The sequence below is a fragment of the Sphingobium sp. LSP13-1-1.1 genome (genome assembly GCF_040676415.1).
Lineage (GTDB): Bacteria > Pseudomonadota > Alphaproteobacteria > Sphingomonadales > Sphingomonadaceae > Sphingobium.
In genome coordinates this window covers 20,665-40,481 of record NZ_JBEGHU010000017.1, presented here as the reverse complement: position 1 = coordinate 40,481, position 19,817 = coordinate 20,665, and the positions used below count along the sequence as shown (strand labels likewise).

Genomic DNA, 19,817 nt, shown 5'->3' with positions numbered 1-19,817 from the left:
AGTATCGCCGCTGAGGTGAGCCGGACTGAAGTTCGACGCGCGTGCGTGGCTTCCCAATCCTTGACGTTGAGCCGCACCGTCCGCGCCTGGAAGGCCAGAGTCACCCCGATCATCGAGATCACGAGGACCATCTTGATCCAGAAGGCCGCATTGAGGAGCTCGCGGGTTGGCTCGGCAATGATCATCCCGAGTCCGCTGATGACCAGGACGAGCAAAGCCCACCAGATCCACGGCGCGAACCGCGCGACGGTGTCGCCCATCGTTCGGTCGACCCCGCTGATCCTCAGGATGCGCATGTTGATCATGAGCACAGATCCGAAAGCAGCCGCGATCGCAAGGATGTGCGCGACCTGAAGCGCCGGGACCGCCCAGAAGTTGCTGCTGATCGACTGGCTGAGGGAGGTCGCGGCAATCCGATCCGCCAGATCCAAAGCCGGAGTGGTCCGCAGATACTGGCTCAAATCATACAACAGGTCACCGAAGGTGGACATGTGCTTCCTTCACTGCTGGCACTTCAACTCCGTGAAGCTGTGTCGTCCTTAACTCTCGATAGCTTCTGCTGCCGCCAAGCCGATCAGAATGCCCATCGAGCGTGCTGAGATGACCGCAGGCCTACTGCTCAGCGGGGGCGGCCGCGCCTCTCGCCCGCGCTTCCGCTTCCTCGATCTCCTGCGGCAGCATCATCACCTGGAAGCCGTCCGCATCCATCTTCACGTTCGGAACGCATGGACGATCATTGAGGCTGAGCAGGCGGTCCGTTCTCATCGTGCCGTTCATCGTGAGCGGCTTGGTCCGGCCATAGTAGCGCTTCACCACCCATGGCTTGGTAAAGGCCTCGGGATCCGTGATCGTCATCTCGTTTTCGATCACCTTTGGATCGATTAGCCTGATCCGCTCCACCATCGAGAGCTTTTCGCTGTGTGGAGCAGCCGTCTCGTCGAAGAAGGCATTGATCATGTTGACGGTCTCTACGACCAGCGTGTCACCCTCCCATCGGCCAACTGAATGACCGGAATAGCTGGGTCCCGCTCGATCAGTCTCTTCACCCGACGGATGCTTGCGGCCATCCAGGAAGATGCGCCTCTCGGTTCGGCCGTAGGGGTTGTACCAGAGCATCACATCCGGAGCCTGGATGATATCGAAAGCCACAGGAGACGCCCCGACCATCCTTGGGACACCATAAGGGACACAGGCGGCGAACGTGTCTCGGGCCTTACCTTGCAAGGCGTCGGCGACATAGGCGTCGTACATCTTCTGGTACTTCGCATTATATGGGATCCCCTGCATCTTGGTGCCGGGCAGCGGCCCAAAAGTCTGTTCCCCGGAAGGAGGACGAGGTGGACAGACCGCGGATTCCGGATTGAACAGCGGTCCGCCGCATGCGCCCTCGGGATCGAGCATCTGCCAGATTCCAGTCATATCCGGCTGCGCGGCCAGCTTTGCGGCTTGTTCCGTCAGCTTCGGGCCGACGTAGGTCTTCGCGCGCGAGAGGATCCCCGGCGTCGGATACTGTGCATAGGCCAGCTGGCAGAAGGGCAGCGACAGCGACGTCACGGCGACTGCGGCCGTCAGAAGGAGTTTTCGGGCGAGCATGACGGAGACTCCGGTGCAAGAAATGGAAGGGGCTGCCCGTCGAGCCGAGCTCTTCGCAACGGCGCACCGGTGGACTGCCAGTGCCGCCTCGCGATTATGGTTGGCCGAAACGAGGTCCCGATCGACATCAATCCTTCGTGAAGGCTGCATTGATTTCGAGCGTCACTTCGTCGCTGACAGCTGGCACCGCCATTCCCAAGCCGAATTCACTGCGCTTGATCGTGCCGGTGGCGAGGAACCCGACGTCGAACGTGTCACCCATCGGATTGTCGCCCGCGCCGACCAGCTTCACCTGCAGTGTGACCGGCCGGGTGACGTCCTTGATGGTGAGATTGCCGACAATCGTGGCAGTGTTGTTCGGGCCCGGACGGACTGAGCTCGAGACGAAGGTGGCGGTGCCGAACTTCCCCGTGTCGAAGAAGTCCGAACTGTTCAGATGCTTTGTGAACGCTGCAAAGCTGGTCCTGAGCTGAGTCATGTCGAACGTGACATCAACCTTCGCAGCGGCGAGATCAGCCGGGCTCAGCCTCAGCGTGCCGCCCCAGGCACCAAATTGGCCCTGCAGCATGCTGAAGCCCAGATGATTGACCTTCCAGGTGACCTGCGTGTGGTTCGGATCGATGGAGTAGGTTCCTGCCGTGATCCGCTTAGGATCAGCCGCGCCTGGCATCTGCGCAAAGAGGTGGACAGGAGCCACGGCGAACATCAGTGGCAGCATGGCCAAGCGGAAACGCATCTTCGGTTCCTTCAAGCGACTTTGTTTAAGGTTAGCTGAGGTGCGGTGGGCGACAACGCGAAAATGTCCATGCTGCGGTGCCTTGAATCTCAGATGCGGTGAGTTCTGATCACCGTCTCTTCCTCCGCATTCACGCGCGCACGACCCGCATCTTCACTGCGCCGCAGTGATCTTTTTCCAGCCAGCTTCGACTAGTGAGGCTCGCGCTTTCACGGCCGCGGGAGACGTGGGCACTAATCGCTCGACGCCTTCGGGCGACGGCGCCACGTCGGGGGCGTGTCTACGGTCTGCGGCGATGTTGGGCGCGGCAAGCCGATTGATCGTTCCGTAACCCGTATGGTTCGTGGTGGACGCGCTGACCTTCGGATCCAGCATGTAGTCGATGAAGGCATGGGCATTGGCGGAATGCGGCGCGTTTGCAGGTACAAGGTAGCTGTCGAACCACATGCGGGAGCCTTCACGCGGGATCACGATCCGGATCTCCCTCGATGACGGCGATGTTGGTGCCGAACGCATCTGGCCACCATAGCCAGCCGCGGCACACAGCTTGCCGCTCTGAAGGTCCCTAGCTTCCGGGAAGCCGAACTGCACGTAAGGCGCGACGCGGCTCAGAAGGTCGGTCGCGCCGTCGATGTCGGTGGGATCGGTGCTGTCAGGCGAACGGCCCAGCGCCAGTAGCGCCACCGAGTAAGCCTCGTCCGGATATCCCGGCAGCATGACTCCGCAGCTTCTTAGTGCCTTCAGGACCGAGGGATTCAAGAAGCGCTTCCAACTGACGGTCGGATCGTCCGCAACGAGGGTGCGGACCTTCGCCGGATCAAAGCCGATCGCGACGGCTCCCCACATATGTACCACGGAATGAGCATTCTCCGGATCGGACACTGCGGCCTTCCGAGCGATGGCAGGATCGACGTTGCTCAGCCGGGGGATCAGATTTCTGTCGAGCTTGCGGAAGTAGCCCCGGGCGATCGGATCCGGGTAGGCGGAATCAGACGGAATGATCAGGTCGGCCCATGCGGCTCCCTCCGCCAACTGTCGGCCCATCTCCTCGTCGGTCGCATAATTGACGACCTTGACCTGGATCCCTGTCGCTTTTTCGAAACCCTCGATCGTGCCTTCCGCCAAATAATGGTCTGCGCTGCCCATTCCACCCACGGTCGGAGGGTGAGGGGACCAGACAAAGAGATTCAGGACACGCTCTCCTGCAGCCATCGGCCTTTCGGTCTGGGTGTCGGCTTGGCAGGCGGCGGTAACGAATAGGAGCGGCAGCACCGCTCTTCCCAGCAGCTGTGCGGCTGCGTCCAAACCTCTCATCGTCATGCCTTCCGCAGATGTTGTGACATTCGAACAATCTACCTTAGCCAAGTGTCGCGACGTGTTTAGACGCCGCCCGCGATCACCTTCGTCGGGCTCAGAGGACACGGTGGACCTGAAGCAGGCGGTCGTTCTCATTTGGACCCTTGGCTAGCGCCATGTGAGTGGGCACCGGATCGACCAGAGTGCAGAGGAAGATCGACTTGTTGAGCCAGTCGTATTTGCCCACCGGTGCGATGAACTCGGGGACCAGACGGTATTTGTCGTTCGAATAGCCCAGGCCTCGGTTGTGGATGATGATAGTGACCCCATCGGTGGTCTTGAGGCGGTACAGGGCGTCGATGACGACGGCTCCGTCGGGTCGCTCCACGGGAAAGTCACCGCCGCCGGGAATGACGGTGCCGCTGATGCCGGGACCCTGGAAGCGACCGCCGATGATCGGCCAGATGCTGTCGCGGTTACCGTCCTTGCTCGCGCTGGACGGCGCCATTTTCTCGGGCGAACTGCACGTCACCACAAGATCCATCACAAGTTCAGTCCTGATCGGATCGTAATCCTTAAGCGCTGTCCTGGTATCGGGCGCAGCCAGCGCCTCCGCGCCCGCCCCCGCCAGGATTGCGACGGCGGTCGCCGTCTGGCTCCCCGCGAGCAGAATGGACCGACGGCTTAGCTCTTCCCGAGACTGCATTCCAACCTCCTGTTCCTGCGCCCCAACAGTTAGTTCGCACCGCTCGCGAGAGGATCACGGCGGCAAGGCTGCATCATTACGGTACCGCAGTTGGGGCGTGCGGCAGGTACCGGCCGGCTGTCAACCGCTCCCAGCACGAGGCGGGATGGGTGCGTGGCATCGTGCCAAATCTTCACGGTTGAAGGCTGCGATATAGGCGAGAAGCCGTAGCCGCCCCATGCGCTCGGCGTGTCGATCCAGATGCGTAGACGCGAACCTTTGCGGAACGGATGGGCGAACTTGTTCAACTCGACCCGTCCCAGCGCCGGCTGCTCGGGTGTTAGCGACTGCATCGTCTCCGGAAGATCGATCGGAAACGGACGCAAGTCGGTCGACCTGCCGTCATCCTGCGCGCGATTGGACATCCGCAGCCAGCCGCGCTGGACGAACATCTCCTGACCGTCCGGACGTACCTCTGTCAGTGTGACCTGCAAGTCGACATCCGTTGTCGACGCCGATACCCAAAGGTCTGCACTGCCGGAGCCGTAGAACATCATCGTCCGTGCGAATGGCGGAGACGTGTAGGCTACGCTGCCCCGGCGCCACTCGGCGGGCTGCGCGCCCCAATCTTCGGTCCCGTTCTTGGTGGTGACCGTCGGCCCGGGGATCGGGTAGGCGTAGTTGTCCGGCTCGCCGCTCGGCGATCCATTCTCGGTCAGTGAGTTGCCAGCCCCCAGCGTGAAGCGCACCGGCGTCACCGCCATCGGAAACTCGGACGAAGTCAGTTCGAAGCCCGGCTTGAGGCTCTCGAACTTCGCATGGCCGTCGCCGGTGCCGCTGCTCTCCGACCAGACCCGAACGTGCGGCTCCCGCTCGAAGCCGTTGCGATCGCCTTTGACGAAACGGTCGAAGAACGAAATCAGGATCCGTCGGAACCAGGTAGACTCGTAGAGGTCGTGAGGGCCGTTGACCTGGAGGAACCACAGCTTCTCGGGATCCAGCGTCTCCTGATAATAGCCTTCCCGCGAGGTGACCGCCTCGTCCTGGAAGGCCTCCATGGACAGGACCGGAACTTCGATATTGGACGTGCGCAGCGCCAAAGCTCGCTGATCAATGTAGTCGTCGCGAAGCGGGTGGCGGATGATCACGTTGGAGAGGTTGTTCGCCTCGGCGGTCTTACGATTGAGGTCCACTTGGGCCATGCACTGTCGGTCTCCTTCGGCTTCGGCACTCGCACGCACCGCCGTCCATCTGGAGTGCACGAACCGCCACCAACCAGCGACGAAGGCTGGGGAGGGCACGCCACCGGGCGCCCAGCTGTCGAGACGTGCATCGCCCAGCACCATGCCCGGAGCGACGGCCTTCAGGTGCGGCGGTCGTTCAGACGCGGTGGCGAGCTGGGACATTCCGGCCCATGACCAGTTGGCCATGCCGATTTTACCGTCCGACCAGGGCTGCGTCGCAAGAAACTCGACCGCGTCCCTTCCGTCGCGGCCGTATTCCCGCCCCAGGAATTCGAATACGCCTTCGGAGCAACCTGTGCCCCGGGCGTTGATCCCCACCACCGCATAACCTCGCTCGACGAGCGTCCTGTCGAGATTGACCGACATCGCTGTGTCGTTGTTCAGGTAGCTGGAGCCGCCGATAGCTCCGGGATCGTAACCACTGTAGTTGATGATCACCGGGAACGGACCACTGCCCTTTGGAAGCAGCGCGCTGTACCGCAGGCGTGTCCCGTCGCGGGCGGTGAGGTAGCCGGTCAGCCGCCGGCCCCAGAAGGGCTGAGTACCTTTGGCTTCACGATTGTAGCTGGCGACGGGCGGAAGCGGCGGCTGAGCGACCGACGCAGTCGCGGAAATCAGCAAAGCCGCGATAGTCGCGCGGACCAAGATCATAGATAACGCCCCCCTCACAACATCGTCGTCCGAAGCGCAGTTCAGCTCGCGTCGGGCGCGCCTTGGCAGCCCACAACGCACAGCCCTTCGGCTCGGTCGTCGGCCTGGAGGGCCGGGCTGCGTCAGGCCGTCTTTCGAACGGTGCGCATCTCAGCACGTGGCGAAGTGCAACACCATAGCTCGCACTGCAGATGGTGCGACCTAATCGTCACCCGGTGGCGCCGTCCGAGCAACGCTGACCGAGGTGCACGACTCTACTCGCGGACCATCGACAGCGGCCCGTCAAATGCGACGCGGCGCGCACAGACTGTCGGCATCGTAAGCTGGCTCCAGCTGGTGCTGATCCGACAACACTTTGGAGGGTCAAAGGCCTTGTCTGTGATCGGCCGATATGTTCTATCTCGCTCGACCAGACGACCATGGGGGCACGGTGTTTTCGCGGGGCTCGTCTTCGGCAGGAATCGTGGCAGCATAACCGGATCTCGGTTCGGGCTGGTTCGAGCGGTTGCAGCTGCGGCCCGAGCCTTTGAGGTCGGGTGGAGGGTTTGAGCAGGTGCGGATGATCGGTTTACTGACGAATGTGGCGCTGGTGGCGCTGATGGTGCAAGGATCTGCAGGGGCTCAAGCTCCGGCAGCTGCGACGTCCGAACCTGCTGCGGTGCCCGAAGTCGAGGAAAGCGACATCGCCACGCTGCCGACGATGAGCGACCATCTGGCCTTCGTGATGAGCGCATGGGGCAATGGCACGCGTCTAATCAACGGCGACACCGGCAAGATGCTCGCCACGATCCATACCATACCTCTGTCGAACGTGGCGATCGATCCGCGTCGCCGCTTCGTCTATGTAGCGGAATCTATCTGGACGAAGGGCAACCGCGGCACCCGCCAGGACATGGTCAGCGTATACGATGCCCGCACGTTGAAGCTTCTCCACGAAATACCGCTTCCCGGTAGACTGTTGACTGGAAACCGCGTGCAGAACCTTGCAATCTCCGCGGACGGCAACCTAGCATATATCTACGACATGACCCCGGCGGCAGCGCTACACGTCGTTGATCTTGCTCGCAGAAGGCTGGTGAGTTCCGTCGAAATCCCGGGCTGCGCGCTTGCCTTCGCGGGGGCAGGCGGGGCGGTTGCATCGCTCTGCGGCGACGGCACGTTGGCGACGATCCGGCTTGATGGACGACGGAAGGCTGTAGTTACCTCATCCGAACCTTTTTTCGACGCTGACAACGACCCCATATTCGACAACAGCGTCGTCGATCGGTCGACCGGAAAGGCTTTCTTCCTAAGCTACAGCGGCCTGATCTACGAGACGATGATCGGACCAGGCGGGGGCGCGATGCAGAAGCCCTGGTCGATACAGGAGGCCGGGGGGATGGCGCGGGGTTCGACCGCTCCGTTGACGAGCGGCTGGCTTCCTGGCGGTCGGCAGCTGCTATCCTACCATTCGGCAACCGGACGCCTATTCGTGCTGATGCACCTGGGCGAATTCTGGTCGCATAAGGCGGATGGCACTGAGCTCTGGGTGCTGGACGCGGGCACGCGCAAGCTGATCGCCCGCAGGGCCTTGAAGGACCCGATCACCTACATGCAGGTCACCCAGGACGACAAGCCGCTGCTGTTCCTGGCCGGCAAGGGCAAGATGATCGTTCTCGATGCCACGACCTACGAGGAGAAGCACGGGCTAGAGGAGATCGGAGCCGGGACGATTAGCGTGAGTGGCCGGTGATCGAGTTCGGGGTGCTTGTGTTGGCTGCGCTTGGCCTCGCCTTGCGCACTTGCCTGAGTCTGATCTTCGCTGCCGCAGGGGTGTCCAAGTTGCGCGATCCGGCGATATTCGAACGCGCCGTGGCGGGCTATCGATTGCTGCCCGGCGTTCTCGTCGCACCAGTGGCGATGGTGCTGCCGTTCCTGGAACTCGCAATTGCCGGAGCACTTTGGATCGAACCGCTCCGTCCCGCTGGCGCGGCGGCGGCGGTCGCGCTGTTGCTGCTCTTCGCGACTGCGATGGAGATCAACATCCGCCGGGGGCGGACCCAGATCGACTGTGGTTGCGGCAGCGGATTCGCCTCGCAGGCGATCTCCAGGCTGCTCGTGCTCCGTAACGGCGTGCTTGCAGGGACAGCCGCCCTCGTCCTCGCGGCGCCCGACGGGCTCGGCGGGCTGGCGCTTGCCAACTGCTTGGTAGCTGGACTGCTTCTGTTTGGCCTTCACATCCTCGTCGACTTGGTATTGGCGCTGATCGCGCGTCCGACCCGCTCGACCCGAAGCGCGTGGAACATTCAATGATCACCGTCCTACTCGTCTCGCAGTTGCTCGTCTGGATCGTGCTGGCACTGCTCGTCTTCGCGGGAATCGCACTAACCAGGCAGGTCGGCATCCTGTTCGAACGTGTCGCGCCGATCGGAGCACTGACCGCGGCCAGCGGACCTTCGGTCGGCAGCGCGGCGCCGCGGCTTTTCTTGGAGGCACTGGACGGGACGGCGATCACGATCGGCGGCCCGTTGCCCGCAGGGACCGGACGACTTGTGCTGTTCGTATCGTCGCGTTGCCCGATCTGCCGCAAGCTCATCCCGATCGCGGTACGCTTCGGACGCTCCGAGCGGCTGGACGTCGTATTCGCCGGCGACGGCGAGGACGACGAGCAGCGTGCCCTCGTCGCGCGCTACGGCATTGCGGACCATCCGTTCGTCAATAGCCGAGAGCTGGGAATGACCTACGGCGTCGACAAGCTCCCGCACGCGCTGCTGCTGGACGATCGTGGACTGATCGTCGCCAAGGGGCTGGTCAACAGTCGGGAGCAATTGGAGAGCCTCGTCGTGTCCCGCGACAGTGGCCATGCGTCGGTGCAGGACTTCCTTCGTACGCGTACAGGGGGAGATCATCAGCAAGATGCGTCGCCGTCGCAAGAGATTGATTCAGGAAGGTTGAGCGTATGAAGAGCCCGAGCCGCCCCTCGATCATGGAGCGCTTCGCGCGTGGGATCGCGGCGCGGACCTCCCGCCGAGGACTGCTGGCGAAGCTAGGTGCCGCAGCAGTCGCCGCACCCGTCTTCCCCCTACTCCCCGTCAGTCGCGCCCACGCGTCGACAAAAGACCGATCAGTCCAGGCAAAGACCGCGTTCGCCCGCCGCGCGCAGACCACGGATGAACTACAATGCGACTATTGGCGGTACTGCGCGATCGATGGTGATTTGTGCACCTGCTGCGGCGGCGGTCTGCATACCTGTCCGCCAGGAACCGAGCCTTCACCGACGGCATGGGTCGGAACCTGCGTTAATCCAGCCGATGGCAAGGCATATCTGATCGCCTATCGCGACTGCTGTGGAGCCGCTCAATGTGGTCAGTGCGCCTGCGACGGAACGGACCGAGAACTGCAGACGTATCGTCCGCAGAGCAACAACGACATCATCTGGTGCTTCGGCGTATCAAGCATGGAATACCATTGCTCCACTGCAGTGCTGGTAGGCGCGGCCGAATGATAGGCATAGAGCCATGTCGGCGCTGACCCGAAGCAGACGGCTTGCGGTCGTCGCAGCGGTCGTCGCACTCGTCACGGGCCTGTCCGCCGTCGTCGGTCTGCCGACCTTGGCGGCGTCATCACTCGGTGCCGCTAGGTCCAGCTACGTCGAACACTGCGCGGGGTGCCACGGCATCCAAGGTAGTTCGGCTCCGGCGCAGGTGCCGCAGCTGCGTGGCAGGGTGGGGTACTTCCTTTGCACGGCCGAGGGGCGCGCCTATCTGATCCGCCTGCCGAACGTCTCGCATGCACCTATCAGTGACAATGAAGAACTTGCCGAGCTGATGAACTTCGTGGTCTTCGGACTCGGCGGGGCCAGCGCTCCCGAAGGTGCGCTGCGGTTCGACGCGGCGGAGGTTGCCCGTCTGCGGAAGGAGCCGCTTACGCCGGGCGCCTCACTCGTACGTATACGGCGCAAGATCGTGGACGGCCTCATCCGGACCTGCTCCGCGCCGGCGGATCTGCGGGGCATGTATGGATCGCTGGCCGCTTCGCGGCCGGCCAAGGAGATGCGATGAAGTACGCGATCACCGTGAACGGCGCGACTCGTTCAGTCGAAGCGTCCGAGGACACGCCGCTACTCTGGGCTCTCCGCGAGCAGCTTGGGCTTCAAGGCACGAAGTTCGGCTGCGGGGTTGGGCAGTGCGGCGCCTGTACCCTGCATCTTGGCGAGGAAGCAGTGCGTTCATGCGTAACGCCGATTTCCGCTGTCGGCGACATGGCGGTCAGGACGATCGAGGGTGTTGACCAGGATGTACTCGGCAAACGCGTTCAGCAGGCTTGGTTGGATCTGGCGGTCGTGCAGTGCGGCTACTGCCAGCCCGCGCAGATCATGTCCGCCATTGCGATGCTCCGGCGCATTCCCGATCCGACCGACGAGCAGATCGACAGCGAGATGACAGTCCTCTGCCGCTGCGGCACCTATCCGCGAATACGGGCCGCCATCCATCGTGCAGCACGCGGGGGGACTGTCCGATGAGCGAAGAGCACCTGATGGAAACCGGGCGCCGCACCCTCCTGAAGGCCGCCGCTTGGGGCGCCGTCGGGCTCCTCGTGCCGGTGCGGATCGCGGCGGCGCCGCCGAAGGGGCTCGCAGTTGGAAGCTCTACGCCGACGTCGTTCGAGCCGTCCGCCTGGATACGGATCACACAGGACGGGCGCATCACGCTGACGATGGCGCAGATAGAGATGGGGCAGGGGGCTCAGACTGGCCTAGCCGCGATCATCGCCGATGAATTGGAGGTGCCGTTCGACTCTGTGCGGATCGAACAGGCTCCCGCGGACAAGGAGCGCTTCGGCGTACAGGCAACAGGAGGATCTACGTCGATCCGGGAAGGCTGGAAGCCGATGCGGGAGGCAGGCGCCACCGCCCGGCAAATGCTGATCCAGGCCGCCGCACAACAATGGAAGGTCGAGGTTGGCAGCCTCACCGCGCGCGATGGTGACGTGGTGCACGCGGCGAGTGGACGGCGTGCGGCCTACGGTTCACTGGTCGAAGCGGCATCGCGACTTCTCCACCCCGACAAGGTGTTTCTGAAGGACGCAACCAAGTTCCGCCTGGTCGGTCAGTCGCTGCCGCGTATCGAGGGTTCAGCAAAAGTCCGCGGGACAGCGGTCTTCGGCATCGATGCCGCCATTCCCGCCCGCAAGATCGCTACTTTGGCGCAATCGCCGGAGTTCGGCGGCCGCCTTCAGAGCGTCAAAGAGTCGACTGCGCTTGCCGTACCCGGGGTGATCCGGATCGTGCGCCTTCCGGACGCGGTGGCGGTGATTGCTGACAGCATGCCCCAAGCACAGAAGGGGCTTGAGGCGCTGGAGATCGGATGGTCAAGCGGCCCGCTCGCCCAACTGAATACCGCAGAGATCTATGCCGATCTGGCAGAGGCGACGACGCGCCCAGGAGCCGTCGCACGTAGCGTGGGCGAACCCGGCAAGGCGGACGGGCGGCGGATCGAAGCGGTCTATCAGCAGCCCCTGCTCGCCCACGCTCCGATGGAACCGATGAACTGCACGGTCCACGTTACCGCCGACGGATGTGACGTGTGGACTGGGACCCAGGTCGCCACCGATGCGCAACAGGCCGTCGCCAAACTGCTCGGATTGCCCATCGGCAAGGTCCGCATCCACGTCTACCTCATGGGCGGTGGCTTCGGCCGACGTCTCGAGACCGACGGAATAATCCGGGCCGTCGAGATCGGCCGGGTGGTCAAGGAGCCGTTACAGGTCATCTGGACACGGGCGGAGGACATGCAGCACGATCTCTACCGCCCTGCCTACTGCGATCGTATCTGGGCGACGGTGGATGCCGCGGGCAAGCCGACAACGTGGAACCACCGCATCGCCGGATCATCGATCATGGCCCGCCTCTATCCGGAGGCGTTCAAGGGGGTGGACAGCGACGCGGTCGAGTGCGCGGCTCAGCCGGTCTACGCTCTCTCGGATCTGAGGGTCGAGTTTGCTCGGGTCGAATGCGGCCTACCCACCAGCTGGTGGCGCGGAGTGGGCCCCACCCGAAGTCTGTTCGTGATCGAGAGCTTCGTCGACGAACTCGCGACGGCAGCGCGGCAGGACCCAGTGGCGTACCGCCTCTCCATCTTAACCGATCCACGCGCGCGCGAGGTGCTCAGTCTGGCGGCTGAGAAGTCGGGATGGGGCGCGAAGCTGCCCGCCGGGTGGGGACGCGGGATCGCTCTGGCGAACGCGTTTGGGAGCTACATCGCACTGGTCGCCGAAGTTTCCATCGAGCCCAAGGAGGAAGTGCGTGTGAGGCGCGTCGTGGCGGTAATCGACTGTGGCCGGGCGGTTAACCCCGACATGGTGCGCGCGCAGATCGAGGGCGGCGTCATCTTTGGCGCCGGCGCTGCTCTCATGAGCGAAATCACCGTGGCAAATGGTCGTGTGGAGCAGGCGAGCTATAGCGACTACCCGATCCTGACGATGGTCAATGCTCCGAACGTCGACGTTCACATAGTGGAAGGCGCGGAAGATCCGGGAGGAGTGGGTGAAATCGGAACTGCGGCCATCGCGCCGGCGATCACGAACGCGATCTTCGCAGCGACGCGGAATCGGATCCGGACGCTCCCAGTCAGCCGATCCCAGCCTGTCTGGATGGGATGATCCGCGACACAGTTGGCGGGCTGCCACCAAATATGCGAGCCATCTCAGCGGCAGATCGGCGTGAAGACGCTCTACATCGCACCGGGATCACCATGGGAGAATAGCTATAACGAAAGCTTCAGCGGGTCGCTTCGCGACGAATTGTTCAATGGCGAGATTTTCTACAGCCTCGCCGAAGTCACGGTGCTGATCGATACATGGCGGTGACTTTACAACGCCGCGCGCCGGCACAGCAGCCTGGGCTACCGATCACCGGCCCTGGAAACGGCGATATCGCCATATCCGGCCTCCGGTTCCGCTTCGCTCCACCTCGGCCCGGATATGGCGGTAGCGGCTTTAATCCACAACAAACCTATCGGTCCAGTCGGTGGGGGCAGATCACGAGGACTGAGCAACCAGCTCTTTTGGGGGTGCGCATGAACAACACAGCTGCAACAAAGGTAATTGTTACCGTAGCGCCCACGGGCGGAATGGCATCAAAGCAACAAAATCCCAATCTGCCAACGCAACCGGATGAAATCGCCCAATCAGTTCTCCTTTCATATAAGGAAGGAGCGGCTATTGCAGCGTTACACGCTCGCCGGCCCGATGATGAGGCAACCTGCAACCCGGATATCTATCGTGACATTAACCAGCAGATCCGGCAGAAATGTGATATAATCATCAACAATTCTACTGGCGGTGGGTCGAACGGCGACATGCTGATCGCCCGAGATGACGGTTTGTTCGAGTCGAACTTTGATGAGCGTTTGAGAGGTTGTGACGCGGGGGCGGAGATGGCCACCTTTGACGGTATGACCTTCGTCGATGTCCATGGCGGCCGAGAGATTATCGTCACTACAACGCCATCGAGATGCGAGACGCTGGTGAAGCGTATGGTGGAGAAAGGCATCAAGCCGGAATGGGAAGTCTTTAGTCCCACCCATATCCTTCAAGATGTGACTCGGCTGATCCAAAAAGGTTATGACAAGCCACCTTACTACATCAATATGGTGCTAGGGGCAGACAAGGGCTTCCAAGGCGCTATGCCTTATAGTCACGACATTCTGTCCGCAATGATTGCGGCCTTGCCCCCGCAGTCAATATTCTGCGTCTCGGCAATCGGCCCTGCTCAGCTGCCGGCAACCACTCAAGCCATACTGCTGGGCGGTCACGTTCGCGTTGGGCTGGAAGATAACAACTACTATTCCCGAGGCGAATTGGCGACCAATGAACAACTCGTGGCGCGCACCGTCCGTATCATCCACGAGCTCGGGCTTGAGCATGCATCCGCATCCGAGGCTCGTGACATGTTGGGCTTGGCTCAGCGGTAAGAGCTGATTGCTAGGCATCGCTTTGATGTCTCTTCCGAGGATCGTGCGATGGTGAGCAGACAATTTGAGAATGTTTCGCCGATTGGTATTCTTAGCGACCGTCATATCCAATTCATCGTGGTCGGGGCGGGATACCTTGTCGAGCCGAGCAACGGCAAAAACCCATATTTGGCTAAGTCTATCGCGACTTCGTCTCGCAGTCCGAAAACATGCGTGATCTAGTGAGTGATTTTAGTCTCTCTCAGCATTATACGAAAGTCGAGAAGCGATGATTAATCAACCCTTCAAAAACTTGATACGTTTGCAGATTGAGTGGGGAGACTGCGATCCTGCCGGGATAGTTTTTTACCCAAACTACTTTCGTATGTTCAACGCGGCGACAGATGCGCTATTCGCGGCCGCCGGGTTTGAGCCGGCGACCGCATTCACTCGCTTTGGTATCATCGGCTATCCCATGATCGACACGAGTGCCGCGTTCAGTTCTCCAAATCGATTTGGCGACTCTATCACAATCTTGTCATTCATCGCTCGCTGGGGGCGCAGCAGCTTTGATGTCCGGCATCAACTATCGAACGCAGCAGGAGAGTCGGTACAATCTTCTGAGAAGCGTGTTTGGGCAACCGTTGACGAGGCCGGTCGCCTTCAGGCGCTTCCCGTGCCCGACGAGGTCCGCGCGGCGTTCTGCGCTGATCACCTGAACACCTAGGCTTTATGTCCGCAGCTAGTCGTTGTTTCCTAGATGCTGTAATGGGCCGGCGTCTAAAAGGTAGCCAGTTGGGTGGTGACCTGCCCCCCGGAAGGTCCCTCATTCTGATGTAGAGTCTGCCTACGAGGAAGGAGCAGACGCATGAGGAAGATGCGACCTCAGGTGGTGGAAGCGCTGAGGGCTCTGGGCTTTCGCTGATCGTATCCGGCCCACATGGCTGAGAGTGTTCCGCGGCAGGCCAGTTAACCCGCATCATCGCGACTGGTGCATGGCTGGCAGGAGTCGCTTGTCCTGTTCATTCCAGCTGGGATCGACACCGCCGGATTCAAGCAATGCAGTGACAGAGAGCCCGGATTTCTGTCGCCCCGCAAGAATGGCTTCGGTGGCAGCCGGCGAAAGAAAAGCAAGACGCACCACACGTGTCATCCATGAGGCGGTCACCTTCTCCCGCTTTGAAAGCGTCTTGATATCGATTTGCTCATTGCGAAGAATTCGCCACCAGCGATGTGCCTGAGCCAGCAGGCGCACAATCGATTGATCGACTTCTGCTGAAGGTTGGCTCCCTCCGCTGTCCATCAACCGCAGCGCCCGACCGGATCGGGTGAGCCGTACTTCTGCAACGAGAATCAGCGGGTTTATGACGCTCCCGCCCGGAAGCTTCAGAAATGTGGCGAGAGCCTCTCCGGCGCAGCGGATCACTACGCGCATTGCTTCGATCTGGCCGTCATCTACCAGCGTGAGTATGACGTCCCTGTTCCGCTGCCGAAGAAGTGAACCGTTCAGTTGCACGACCCATGGGGGTGATTGGAACTGATCGGCTGGGAGGAGACGCTTTCGGGCATCGGACCTCCTCAGGAAAACATCAATGCAGACATGGAAACATGCGACCTTTTCATAGGCGTAATTACGGCACCCACTCCCTGCGGAGGACGAAGGCATCTATCATCTACAAGGCCACTGGAAATCTGCGTGCGGTCCAGATTCTGCTGGGGCATACGAAGATTGAAAGCACGGTCAGGTATCTTGGAGTGGATGTGGAGGATGCCTTGACTCTAGCGGAAGGCACAGAAATTTGAAGTCGGCTGGCTCCTCGCGTCTGCGGGGAGCCAGCGCCGGTCTCGCGTCCGCCACGCGCCAATTGTGGCCGTTCTTGGGCTCAAGTGACCTTCCCAGAAGCCGTCATTCGCTTAGTTCAATGCAAGACCTCTGATCAGGGCCAAGACACTACCGAGCGTGGACACATTTGGCGTGCGCATACGGCCGCCCGCAAATTGGAAGTGCGTGAGCGCCAACTGCTGCTGGGGCGAGAGGAGCATCTTGGCTCCCACGACACGGTCCGTGATCCGCGCAATAATCGCCGGAACCTCGCCCAGTTCTCTAATGGAAATCATGCCTCTGTCGCCAATGCGCCAATTGCCTTCGTTGGCGAAGGCTACGCCGCTCGATGAAATGTCGAGCAGCCGCACTGGGATTGTCCTGTCTTCGGCGTTGAAGAGGGCCGTTCCGCTGATCGGCGCCCGCTCCTCCGCTCTTCGCGGTGTTTCGACACAAACGATGATGGCAATGATGCAGACTAGGACGTTGTACACGCTCCAGAAAGCCACCACATCCTTCTGGTCGGAGAAGAAGGTCGGCGCAAGCGGCGAACTGTAGCTGAACAGCAGCCCGCAAACGGTAAGCAGCAGAACAATCGCAAAGCGCGACAGCAACTTCCAATGGATCACCGTCCGCGAACGGTCGCCGCCCTTGGCCGTCACCTTGAACGGACGCTCGCCTGGGAACAGGAGGGTGTGGCAGGAGGCCGCAACGATTTCCGGCGCGATCAGCAACTGGGACGTGTCGGTCAACAGCGGCAGGATGCGCCCGTTGGAATACCAACTGACGGCGAAGGCTTCGACCAGGATCCGAGGCAACAGGAAGGTCGCCAGCTGTCCGATCGGCGCGTCCATGATGGTGAGGCCGGTCATCCAATAAAGGATCGGCACCAGCAGGCAGGCAAGGCGAAAAGGAAAGCTGCCCACCCAGTAGAGCAGGGTTTCCAGCAGGCTCATCCTGTCGATCCAGCTCAGTCCCTTGCGCGAAAGCAGACCATCGGCGCTGCGCATGATCTGCATCGCGCCCACGCACCACCGGATGCGCTGCGTGCAATATTCACCGATTCCTTCTGGCGCGAGGCCTAGGCTGAGCTTTTCGTTGAGATAGGCGGTGACAAAGCCATGCTCTTTCATGCGGATCGACAGCAGCATGTCTTCGGTGACGCTGTCGGTCGGAAATCCGCCGATGTCGGTCAGCGCGCTGGTGCGGACGACCGACGATGTTCCGCAGGAAAAGGCCGTGCCCCATCCGTCCTTGGCCGGCAGCAAGGTGTCGAAGAAGAAGCGCTGCTCGTCAGGCAGGTCCAGATGTCCCTTGATCCGGTGTTGCAACGGATCGGGATTGAAGAAATGTTGCGGCGTCTGCACCACGCCGATGGCGGGATCCCCGAACAGCGCCATGCAATGGGATATGAAATTGGGCAGGGCGACGAAATCCGCGTCCAATATGGCTATGAAGTCCGGCGTCTCGCCACGCGCCGCCAATGTCGCCATACCCGCGTTCATATTGCCGGCCTTGGCATGTACATTGTTTGGGCGCGTCAGCCATTCCACTTCGCGGCGTTGGCATAGCGCCTCGACCTCCGGCCGGCGACCGTCGTCCAGCAGATAGACCTTTGCCGGATAGTTCTGATTGAGCGCCCCGGTGATCGTGCGGTCCAGAATCCCGATATCTTCATTATAGGTGCAGATGAAGATCGCCGCGCTGGGCCTGTTGGCGCGCAACCAGCCTATATTGTTGCGGACATCCTTCAAGCGGTCACGCTTTCGCGTCAGGACGATCAGCACCAGGGTTCCGCCCAGCGTGGAGCAGACTTCCAGTATGAAGAAGCTCACGGAAAGCAGGGCGGCGCCAGGCGTGTCCAGGTCGAGCGTAGCTACCAGGCGCCATATCATATAGATCAGGATCGATCCGATCGCGGCGCCGCTGACGATCAGTCGATGCAGGGGGTTGGCTGGCGTGAGTTTGGGAAAGAACAGCAGGCAGAGGCCCAGGGTGGCCATGCCCCAGAAATAGGATGGGATTTCGGCGGCATTCATGGCTGCGTTACAGCACCACCCGGCCCGCCGTGCCGACCGGGCACTGCTTCTGGCCCTGCGTGTCAAGCGTGATCCGTGCGCCGATCAGATATTCGCCTGGGGCGGGGTTGGGAACATGGCTGGTGACGCGGAGCTGGGAAGGATCGCTCACCCCCATATTGACGATGGTACCCGGCCAGCGATCGCCGCTCGAAAATGCGATGAATGTCACCGGCGCGCCGATGTTGAGCTTGCTGTAGGCGCTGCGGCCGACGGTGAAATAGGCGAAGAAGGACGCACAGTCGGCGAGCATGTAGATCGGATCGCCTTCACGCAGTGATTCCCCCGGAGCGGCGACCTTCGCCCAGACTCTGCCATCGATGCTTGCTTGCAACGGAAGTTGCAGCCGCCGCATGGCGCTGACCTTGCCGCCGCTCAATTTTTGCGCGGTGGCGAGCGCTGCGGTCAGGTTCTCCCTCTCGCCCTGGAGTTCGCTCAACGCCAGATTGAGATCGCTCAGGCGCTGGGTTGAATATTGGACGTTGCTATAGCCGTTGTTGAGGAACAGGCCTTGCCCTGCGGCGCGTGCTTCGATCAGATTGGTGCGCCGGCGGGCCATGGCCGCATTCTGGTCCGCCAGAGCGGCGCGCTGATCCTGCTCTGCCCGCTGAAGTCCGGCGGCGCTGATGAATCCTCGATCGGCTAGCGCACGGGTGCGGTCCAGTTGCTTTTGTGCGAAGGTCAGCCGTGCCTGCGCAGCGGAAAGTTCTGCGGAGCTTTCGTCTGCGACCGCATCCATCTGCACCAGCTTTTCAGAACGATAGATGCCCGATTCGCTGCGGATATGGTCGGCGTCAGCGCGCAGAGCGGCCATTCGGCCGTCGATGCTGGCCAGTTTCGCCTGGAGCTGATCCACATCTTCCGATCCGGCACGGACAGCCGCCGACAGGCCCACCGGAGCGGCAAAGCGTCCCAGCAGTTGGTCCCGCGCCACGCGATCACCGACATTCGCGTCGAGCCGATCAATCTCGCCGGAGATCGGCGCCCTGACGACGCCCATATCCGCCACTAATGTCGTGTTGTAACCGGCTGTGAAGATAAAGCTGCGTAACAGCACCGCGAAGGCCATGACCAACAGCAGGCCACCGACCAGCATTCGGCGCGGCAGGTGGAACCATGGCCGCTTGGACTGTTCGGGTAGTTGCAGTTCCTCTGCATCATCAGTGGAAAATTGGGTTTCTACGCTCATTTCGCCCTCGATCTCGCCGGTGGATCGTACGCCGATATGGTTAAGAAAGGTTGGATGACCCGACATCCGGCAGCGTTGGATGTCAGTCACGATGCACTACCCTTGTGACCTGCCCCCCGGCTGGCTCCCTCGATTTGATGGGTACAGGCTATGGGCTACAGCAGCGGTTGCCACACGACATTTCATCATCGCTACCATCTGGTCGGGGCGCCGAAATATCGGTTCAAGGTGCTTCACGGCGAAGTGCGCCTGCGGGTGCGCGAGATCATCCGGCAGGTCTGCGCCGAGATGGGCGTGACCATCGTTCACGGGGTGCTCTCGTGCGACCACGTTCATATGTTCGTCGAAATTCACCGCACGTCTCGGTCAGTGACTTCGTACGCCGTGCCAAGGGGCGGTCATCGCGCAAAATCCAGTAGGAGTTCGAGCATATCCGCAAGCGCTATTCATCGCACCTGGATGAGGATCGAATAGTTCAATATAGATTATATATATCCTGCGATATAACTCTCTTTTTATTCCCACAATATCAAACTCATTGACATTACATCAATAAGAAGTTTGATTTTCAGACCGATCTCGTTTATAATTA

The 19,817-nt window shown here is 61.3% G+C and carries 18 protein-coding genes and 3 pseudogenes; 12 read left to right on the top strand and 9 right to left on the bottom strand.

Translation table 11 applies throughout. The features are described 5' to 3' along the window. The 6 genes from MRBLSP13_RS11415 to MRBLSP13_RS11390 all read right to left on the bottom strand — a co-directional run. The coding region (locus MRBLSP13_RS11415; RefSeq protein ID WP_363754571.1) for a DUF6644 family protein at window positions 1-491 on the bottom strand (491 nt) is incomplete at its 3' end. 121 nt (window positions 492-612) lie between these two features. Then, window positions 613-1,593, bottom strand: coding sequence for a hypothetical protein (locus tag MRBLSP13_RS11410; RefSeq protein ID WP_363735830.1), 981 nt, complete (start codon window positions 1,591-1,593; stop codon window positions 613-615). A 127-nt stretch (window positions 1,594-1,720) separates the two neighbouring features. Next, the gene (locus MRBLSP13_RS11405; protein WP_363735829.1) at window positions 1,721-2,329 is read right to left on the bottom strand and encodes a YceI family protein; all 609 of its coding nucleotides are present in this window, start codon (window positions 2,327-2,329) and stop codon (window positions 1,721-1,723) included. 153 nt (window positions 2,330-2,482) lie between these two features. Beyond that, window positions 2,483-3,475 (bottom strand): extracellular solute-binding protein, encoded by a 993-nt coding sequence (locus MRBLSP13_RS11400; protein ID WP_363754570.1) that lies wholly within the window; start codon window positions 3,473-3,475, stop codon window positions 2,483-2,485. A gap of 265 nt (window positions 3,476-3,740) precedes the next feature. After that, complete coding sequence (locus tag MRBLSP13_RS11395; protein WP_363735827.1) at window positions 3,741-4,331, bottom strand: DUF3237 family protein; 591 nt, start codon at window positions 4,329-4,331, stop codon at window positions 3,741-3,743. Window positions 4,332-4,360: 29 nt separating this feature from the next. Then, complete coding sequence (locus MRBLSP13_RS11390; RefSeq protein WP_363754569.1) at window positions 4,361-6,205, bottom strand: CocE/NonD family hydrolase; 1,845 nt, start codon at window positions 6,203-6,205, stop codon at window positions 4,361-4,363. Window positions 6,206-6,764: 559 nt separating this feature from the next. Here MRBLSP13_RS11390 and MRBLSP13_RS11385 point away from each other — a divergent pair. The 10 genes and pseudogenes from MRBLSP13_RS11385 to MRBLSP13_RS11340 all read left to right on the top strand — a co-directional run bounded on the left by MRBLSP13_RS11385 (window position 6,765) and on the right by MRBLSP13_RS11340 (window position 14,863). Beyond that, window positions 6,765-7,937: an amine dehydrogenase large subunit gene (locus MRBLSP13_RS11385; RefSeq protein ID WP_363754573.1), complete on the top strand. Its 1,173-nt coding sequence runs from the start codon at window positions 6,765-6,767 to the stop codon at window positions 7,935-7,937. Beyond that, a complete protein-coding gene (locus MRBLSP13_RS11380; RefSeq protein WP_363754568.1) occupies window positions 7,934-8,497 on the top strand; it encodes a MauE/DoxX family redox-associated membrane protein in 564 nt (187 codons plus the stop codon). Before MRBLSP13_RS11385 ends, MRBLSP13_RS11380 begins: the two co-directional genes overlap by 4 nt. Next, complete coding sequence (locus MRBLSP13_RS11375) at window positions 8,494-9,147, top strand: methylamine utilization protein MauD (protein ID WP_363735823.1); 654 nt, start codon at window positions 8,494-8,496, stop codon at window positions 9,145-9,147. Before MRBLSP13_RS11380 ends, MRBLSP13_RS11375 begins: the two co-directional genes overlap by 4 nt. Next, window positions 9,144-9,689 carry a methylamine dehydrogenase light chain gene (locus MRBLSP13_RS11370; RefSeq protein ID WP_363735822.1) on the top strand — a complete coding sequence of 182 codons (546 nt, stop codon included), beginning with the start codon at window positions 9,144-9,146 and terminating at the stop codon, window positions 9,687-9,689. The genes MRBLSP13_RS11375 and MRBLSP13_RS11370 overlap by 4 nt, the downstream gene beginning before the upstream one ends. Window positions 9,690-9,702: 13 nt before the next feature. Next, complete coding sequence (locus tag MRBLSP13_RS11365) at window positions 9,703-10,245, top strand: cytochrome C (protein ID WP_363754567.1); 543 nt, start codon at window positions 9,703-9,705, stop codon at window positions 10,243-10,245. Beyond that, window positions 10,242-10,706 carry a (2Fe-2S)-binding protein gene (locus tag MRBLSP13_RS11360; protein ID WP_363754566.1) on the top strand — a complete coding sequence of 155 codons (465 nt, stop codon included), beginning with the start codon at window positions 10,242-10,244 and terminating at the stop codon, window positions 10,704-10,706. The genes MRBLSP13_RS11365 and MRBLSP13_RS11360 overlap by 4 nt, the downstream gene beginning before the upstream one ends. After that, window positions 10,703-12,844, top strand: coding sequence for a xanthine dehydrogenase family protein molybdopterin-binding subunit (locus tag MRBLSP13_RS11355; RefSeq protein WP_363754564.1), 2,142 nt, complete (start codon window positions 10,703-10,705; stop codon window positions 12,842-12,844). Before MRBLSP13_RS11360 ends, MRBLSP13_RS11355 begins: the two co-directional genes overlap by 4 nt. A 51-nt stretch (window positions 12,845-12,895) precedes the next feature. Beyond that, window positions 12,896-13,264, top strand: a pseudogene (locus MRBLSP13_RS11350) (integrase core domain-containing protein); the annotation flags it as partial. After that, window positions 13,261-14,157 carry a 3-keto-5-aminohexanoate cleavage protein gene (locus tag MRBLSP13_RS11345; protein ID WP_363735817.1) on the top strand — a complete coding sequence of 299 codons (897 nt, stop codon included), beginning with the start codon at window positions 13,261-13,263 and terminating at the stop codon, window positions 14,155-14,157. The pseudogene MRBLSP13_RS11350 and the gene MRBLSP13_RS11345, both read left to right, overlap by 4 nt. Before the next feature lie 268 nt (window positions 14,158-14,425). After that, the gene (locus MRBLSP13_RS11340; RefSeq protein WP_363735816.1) at window positions 14,426-14,863 is read left to right on the top strand and encodes an acyl-CoA thioesterase; all 438 of its coding nucleotides are present in this window, start codon (window positions 14,426-14,428) and stop codon (window positions 14,861-14,863) included. A gap of 252 nt (window positions 14,864-15,115) precedes the next feature. Here MRBLSP13_RS11340 and MRBLSP13_RS11335 read toward each other — a convergent pair whose 3' ends face one another. Then, window positions 15,116-15,652, bottom strand: a complete 537-nt coding sequence (locus MRBLSP13_RS11335; RefSeq protein WP_363754563.1) for a hypothetical protein — start codon at window positions 15,650-15,652, stop codon at window positions 15,116-15,118. A 107-nt stretch (window positions 15,653-15,759) separates the two neighbouring features. On the opposite strand from MRBLSP13_RS11335, the pseudogene MRBLSP13_RS11330 reads away from it, so the two are divergent. Then, window positions 15,760-15,939: pseudogene (locus MRBLSP13_RS11330) on the top strand (tyrosine-type recombinase/integrase); the annotation flags it as partial. Window positions 15,940-16,050: 111 nt separating this feature from the next. Here MRBLSP13_RS11330 and MRBLSP13_RS11325 read toward each other — a convergent pair. Both MRBLSP13_RS11325 and MRBLSP13_RS11320 read right to left on the bottom strand, forming a co-directional pair. Beyond that, on the bottom strand, window positions 16,051-17,961 hold the full coding sequence (locus tag MRBLSP13_RS11325) for a glycosyltransferase (protein WP_363754561.1): 1,911 nt from the start codon (window positions 17,959-17,961) through the stop codon (window positions 16,051-16,053). A 43-nt stretch (window positions 17,962-18,004) separates the two neighbouring features. Further along, window positions 18,005-19,315, bottom strand: a complete 1,311-nt coding sequence (locus MRBLSP13_RS11320) for an HlyD family secretion protein (RefSeq protein ID WP_363735813.1) — start codon at window positions 19,313-19,315, stop codon at window positions 18,005-18,007. A gap of 60 nt (window positions 19,316-19,375) precedes the next feature. Here MRBLSP13_RS11320 and tnpA point away from each other — a divergent pair. Next, window positions 19,376-19,767: pseudogene (tnpA, locus tag MRBLSP13_RS11315) on the top strand (IS200/IS605 family transposase). Window positions 19,768-19,817: the final 50 nt, after the last annotated feature.

Coding starts and splice junctions, on each gene's coding strand:
- MRBLSP13_RS11410 (WP_363735830.1), bottom strand. CDS start 1,593: ATGCTCGCCCGAAAACTCCTTCTGACGGCCGCAGTCGCCGTGACGTCG.
- MRBLSP13_RS11405 (WP_363735829.1), bottom strand. CDS start 2,329: ATGCGTTTCCGCTTGGCCATGCTGCCACTGATGTTCGCCGTGGCTCCT.
- MRBLSP13_RS11400 (WP_363754570.1), bottom strand. CDS start 3,475: ATGGGCAGCGCAGACCATTATTTGGCGGAAGGCACGATCGAGGGTTTC.
- MRBLSP13_RS11395 (WP_363735827.1), bottom strand. CDS start 4,331: ATGCAGTCTCGGGAAGAGCTAAGCCGTCGGTCCATTCTGCTCGCGGGG.
- MRBLSP13_RS11390 (WP_363754569.1), bottom strand. CDS start 6,205: ATGATCTTGGTCCGCGCGACTATCGCGGCTTTGCTGATTTCCGCGACT.
- MRBLSP13_RS11385 (WP_363754573.1), top strand. CDS start 6,765: ATGATCGGTTTACTGACGAATGTGGCGCTGGTGGCGCTGATGGTGCAA.
- MRBLSP13_RS11375 (WP_363735823.1), top strand. CDS start 8,494: ATGATCACCGTCCTACTCGTCTCGCAGTTGCTCGTCTGGATCGTGCTG.
- MRBLSP13_RS11370 (WP_363735822.1), top strand. CDS start 9,144: ATGAAGAGCCCGAGCCGCCCCTCGATCATGGAGCGCTTCGCGCGTGGG.
- MRBLSP13_RS11365 (WP_363754567.1), top strand. CDS start 9,703: ATGTCGGCGCTGACCCGAAGCAGACGGCTTGCGGTCGTCGCAGCGGTC.
- MRBLSP13_RS11360 (WP_363754566.1), top strand. CDS start 10,242: ATGAAGTACGCGATCACCGTGAACGGCGCGACTCGTTCAGTCGAAGCG.
- MRBLSP13_RS11355 (WP_363754564.1), top strand. CDS start 10,703: ATGAGCGAAGAGCACCTGATGGAAACCGGGCGCCGCACCCTCCTGAAG.
- MRBLSP13_RS11345 (WP_363735817.1), top strand. CDS start 13,261: ATGAACAACACAGCTGCAACAAAGGTAATTGTTACCGTAGCGCCCACG.
- MRBLSP13_RS11340 (WP_363735816.1), top strand. CDS start 14,426: ATGATTAATCAACCCTTCAAAAACTTGATACGTTTGCAGATTGAGTGG.
- MRBLSP13_RS11325 (WP_363754561.1), bottom strand. CDS start 17,961: ATGGCCACCCTGGGCCTCTGCCTGCTGTTCTTTCCCAAACTCACGCCA.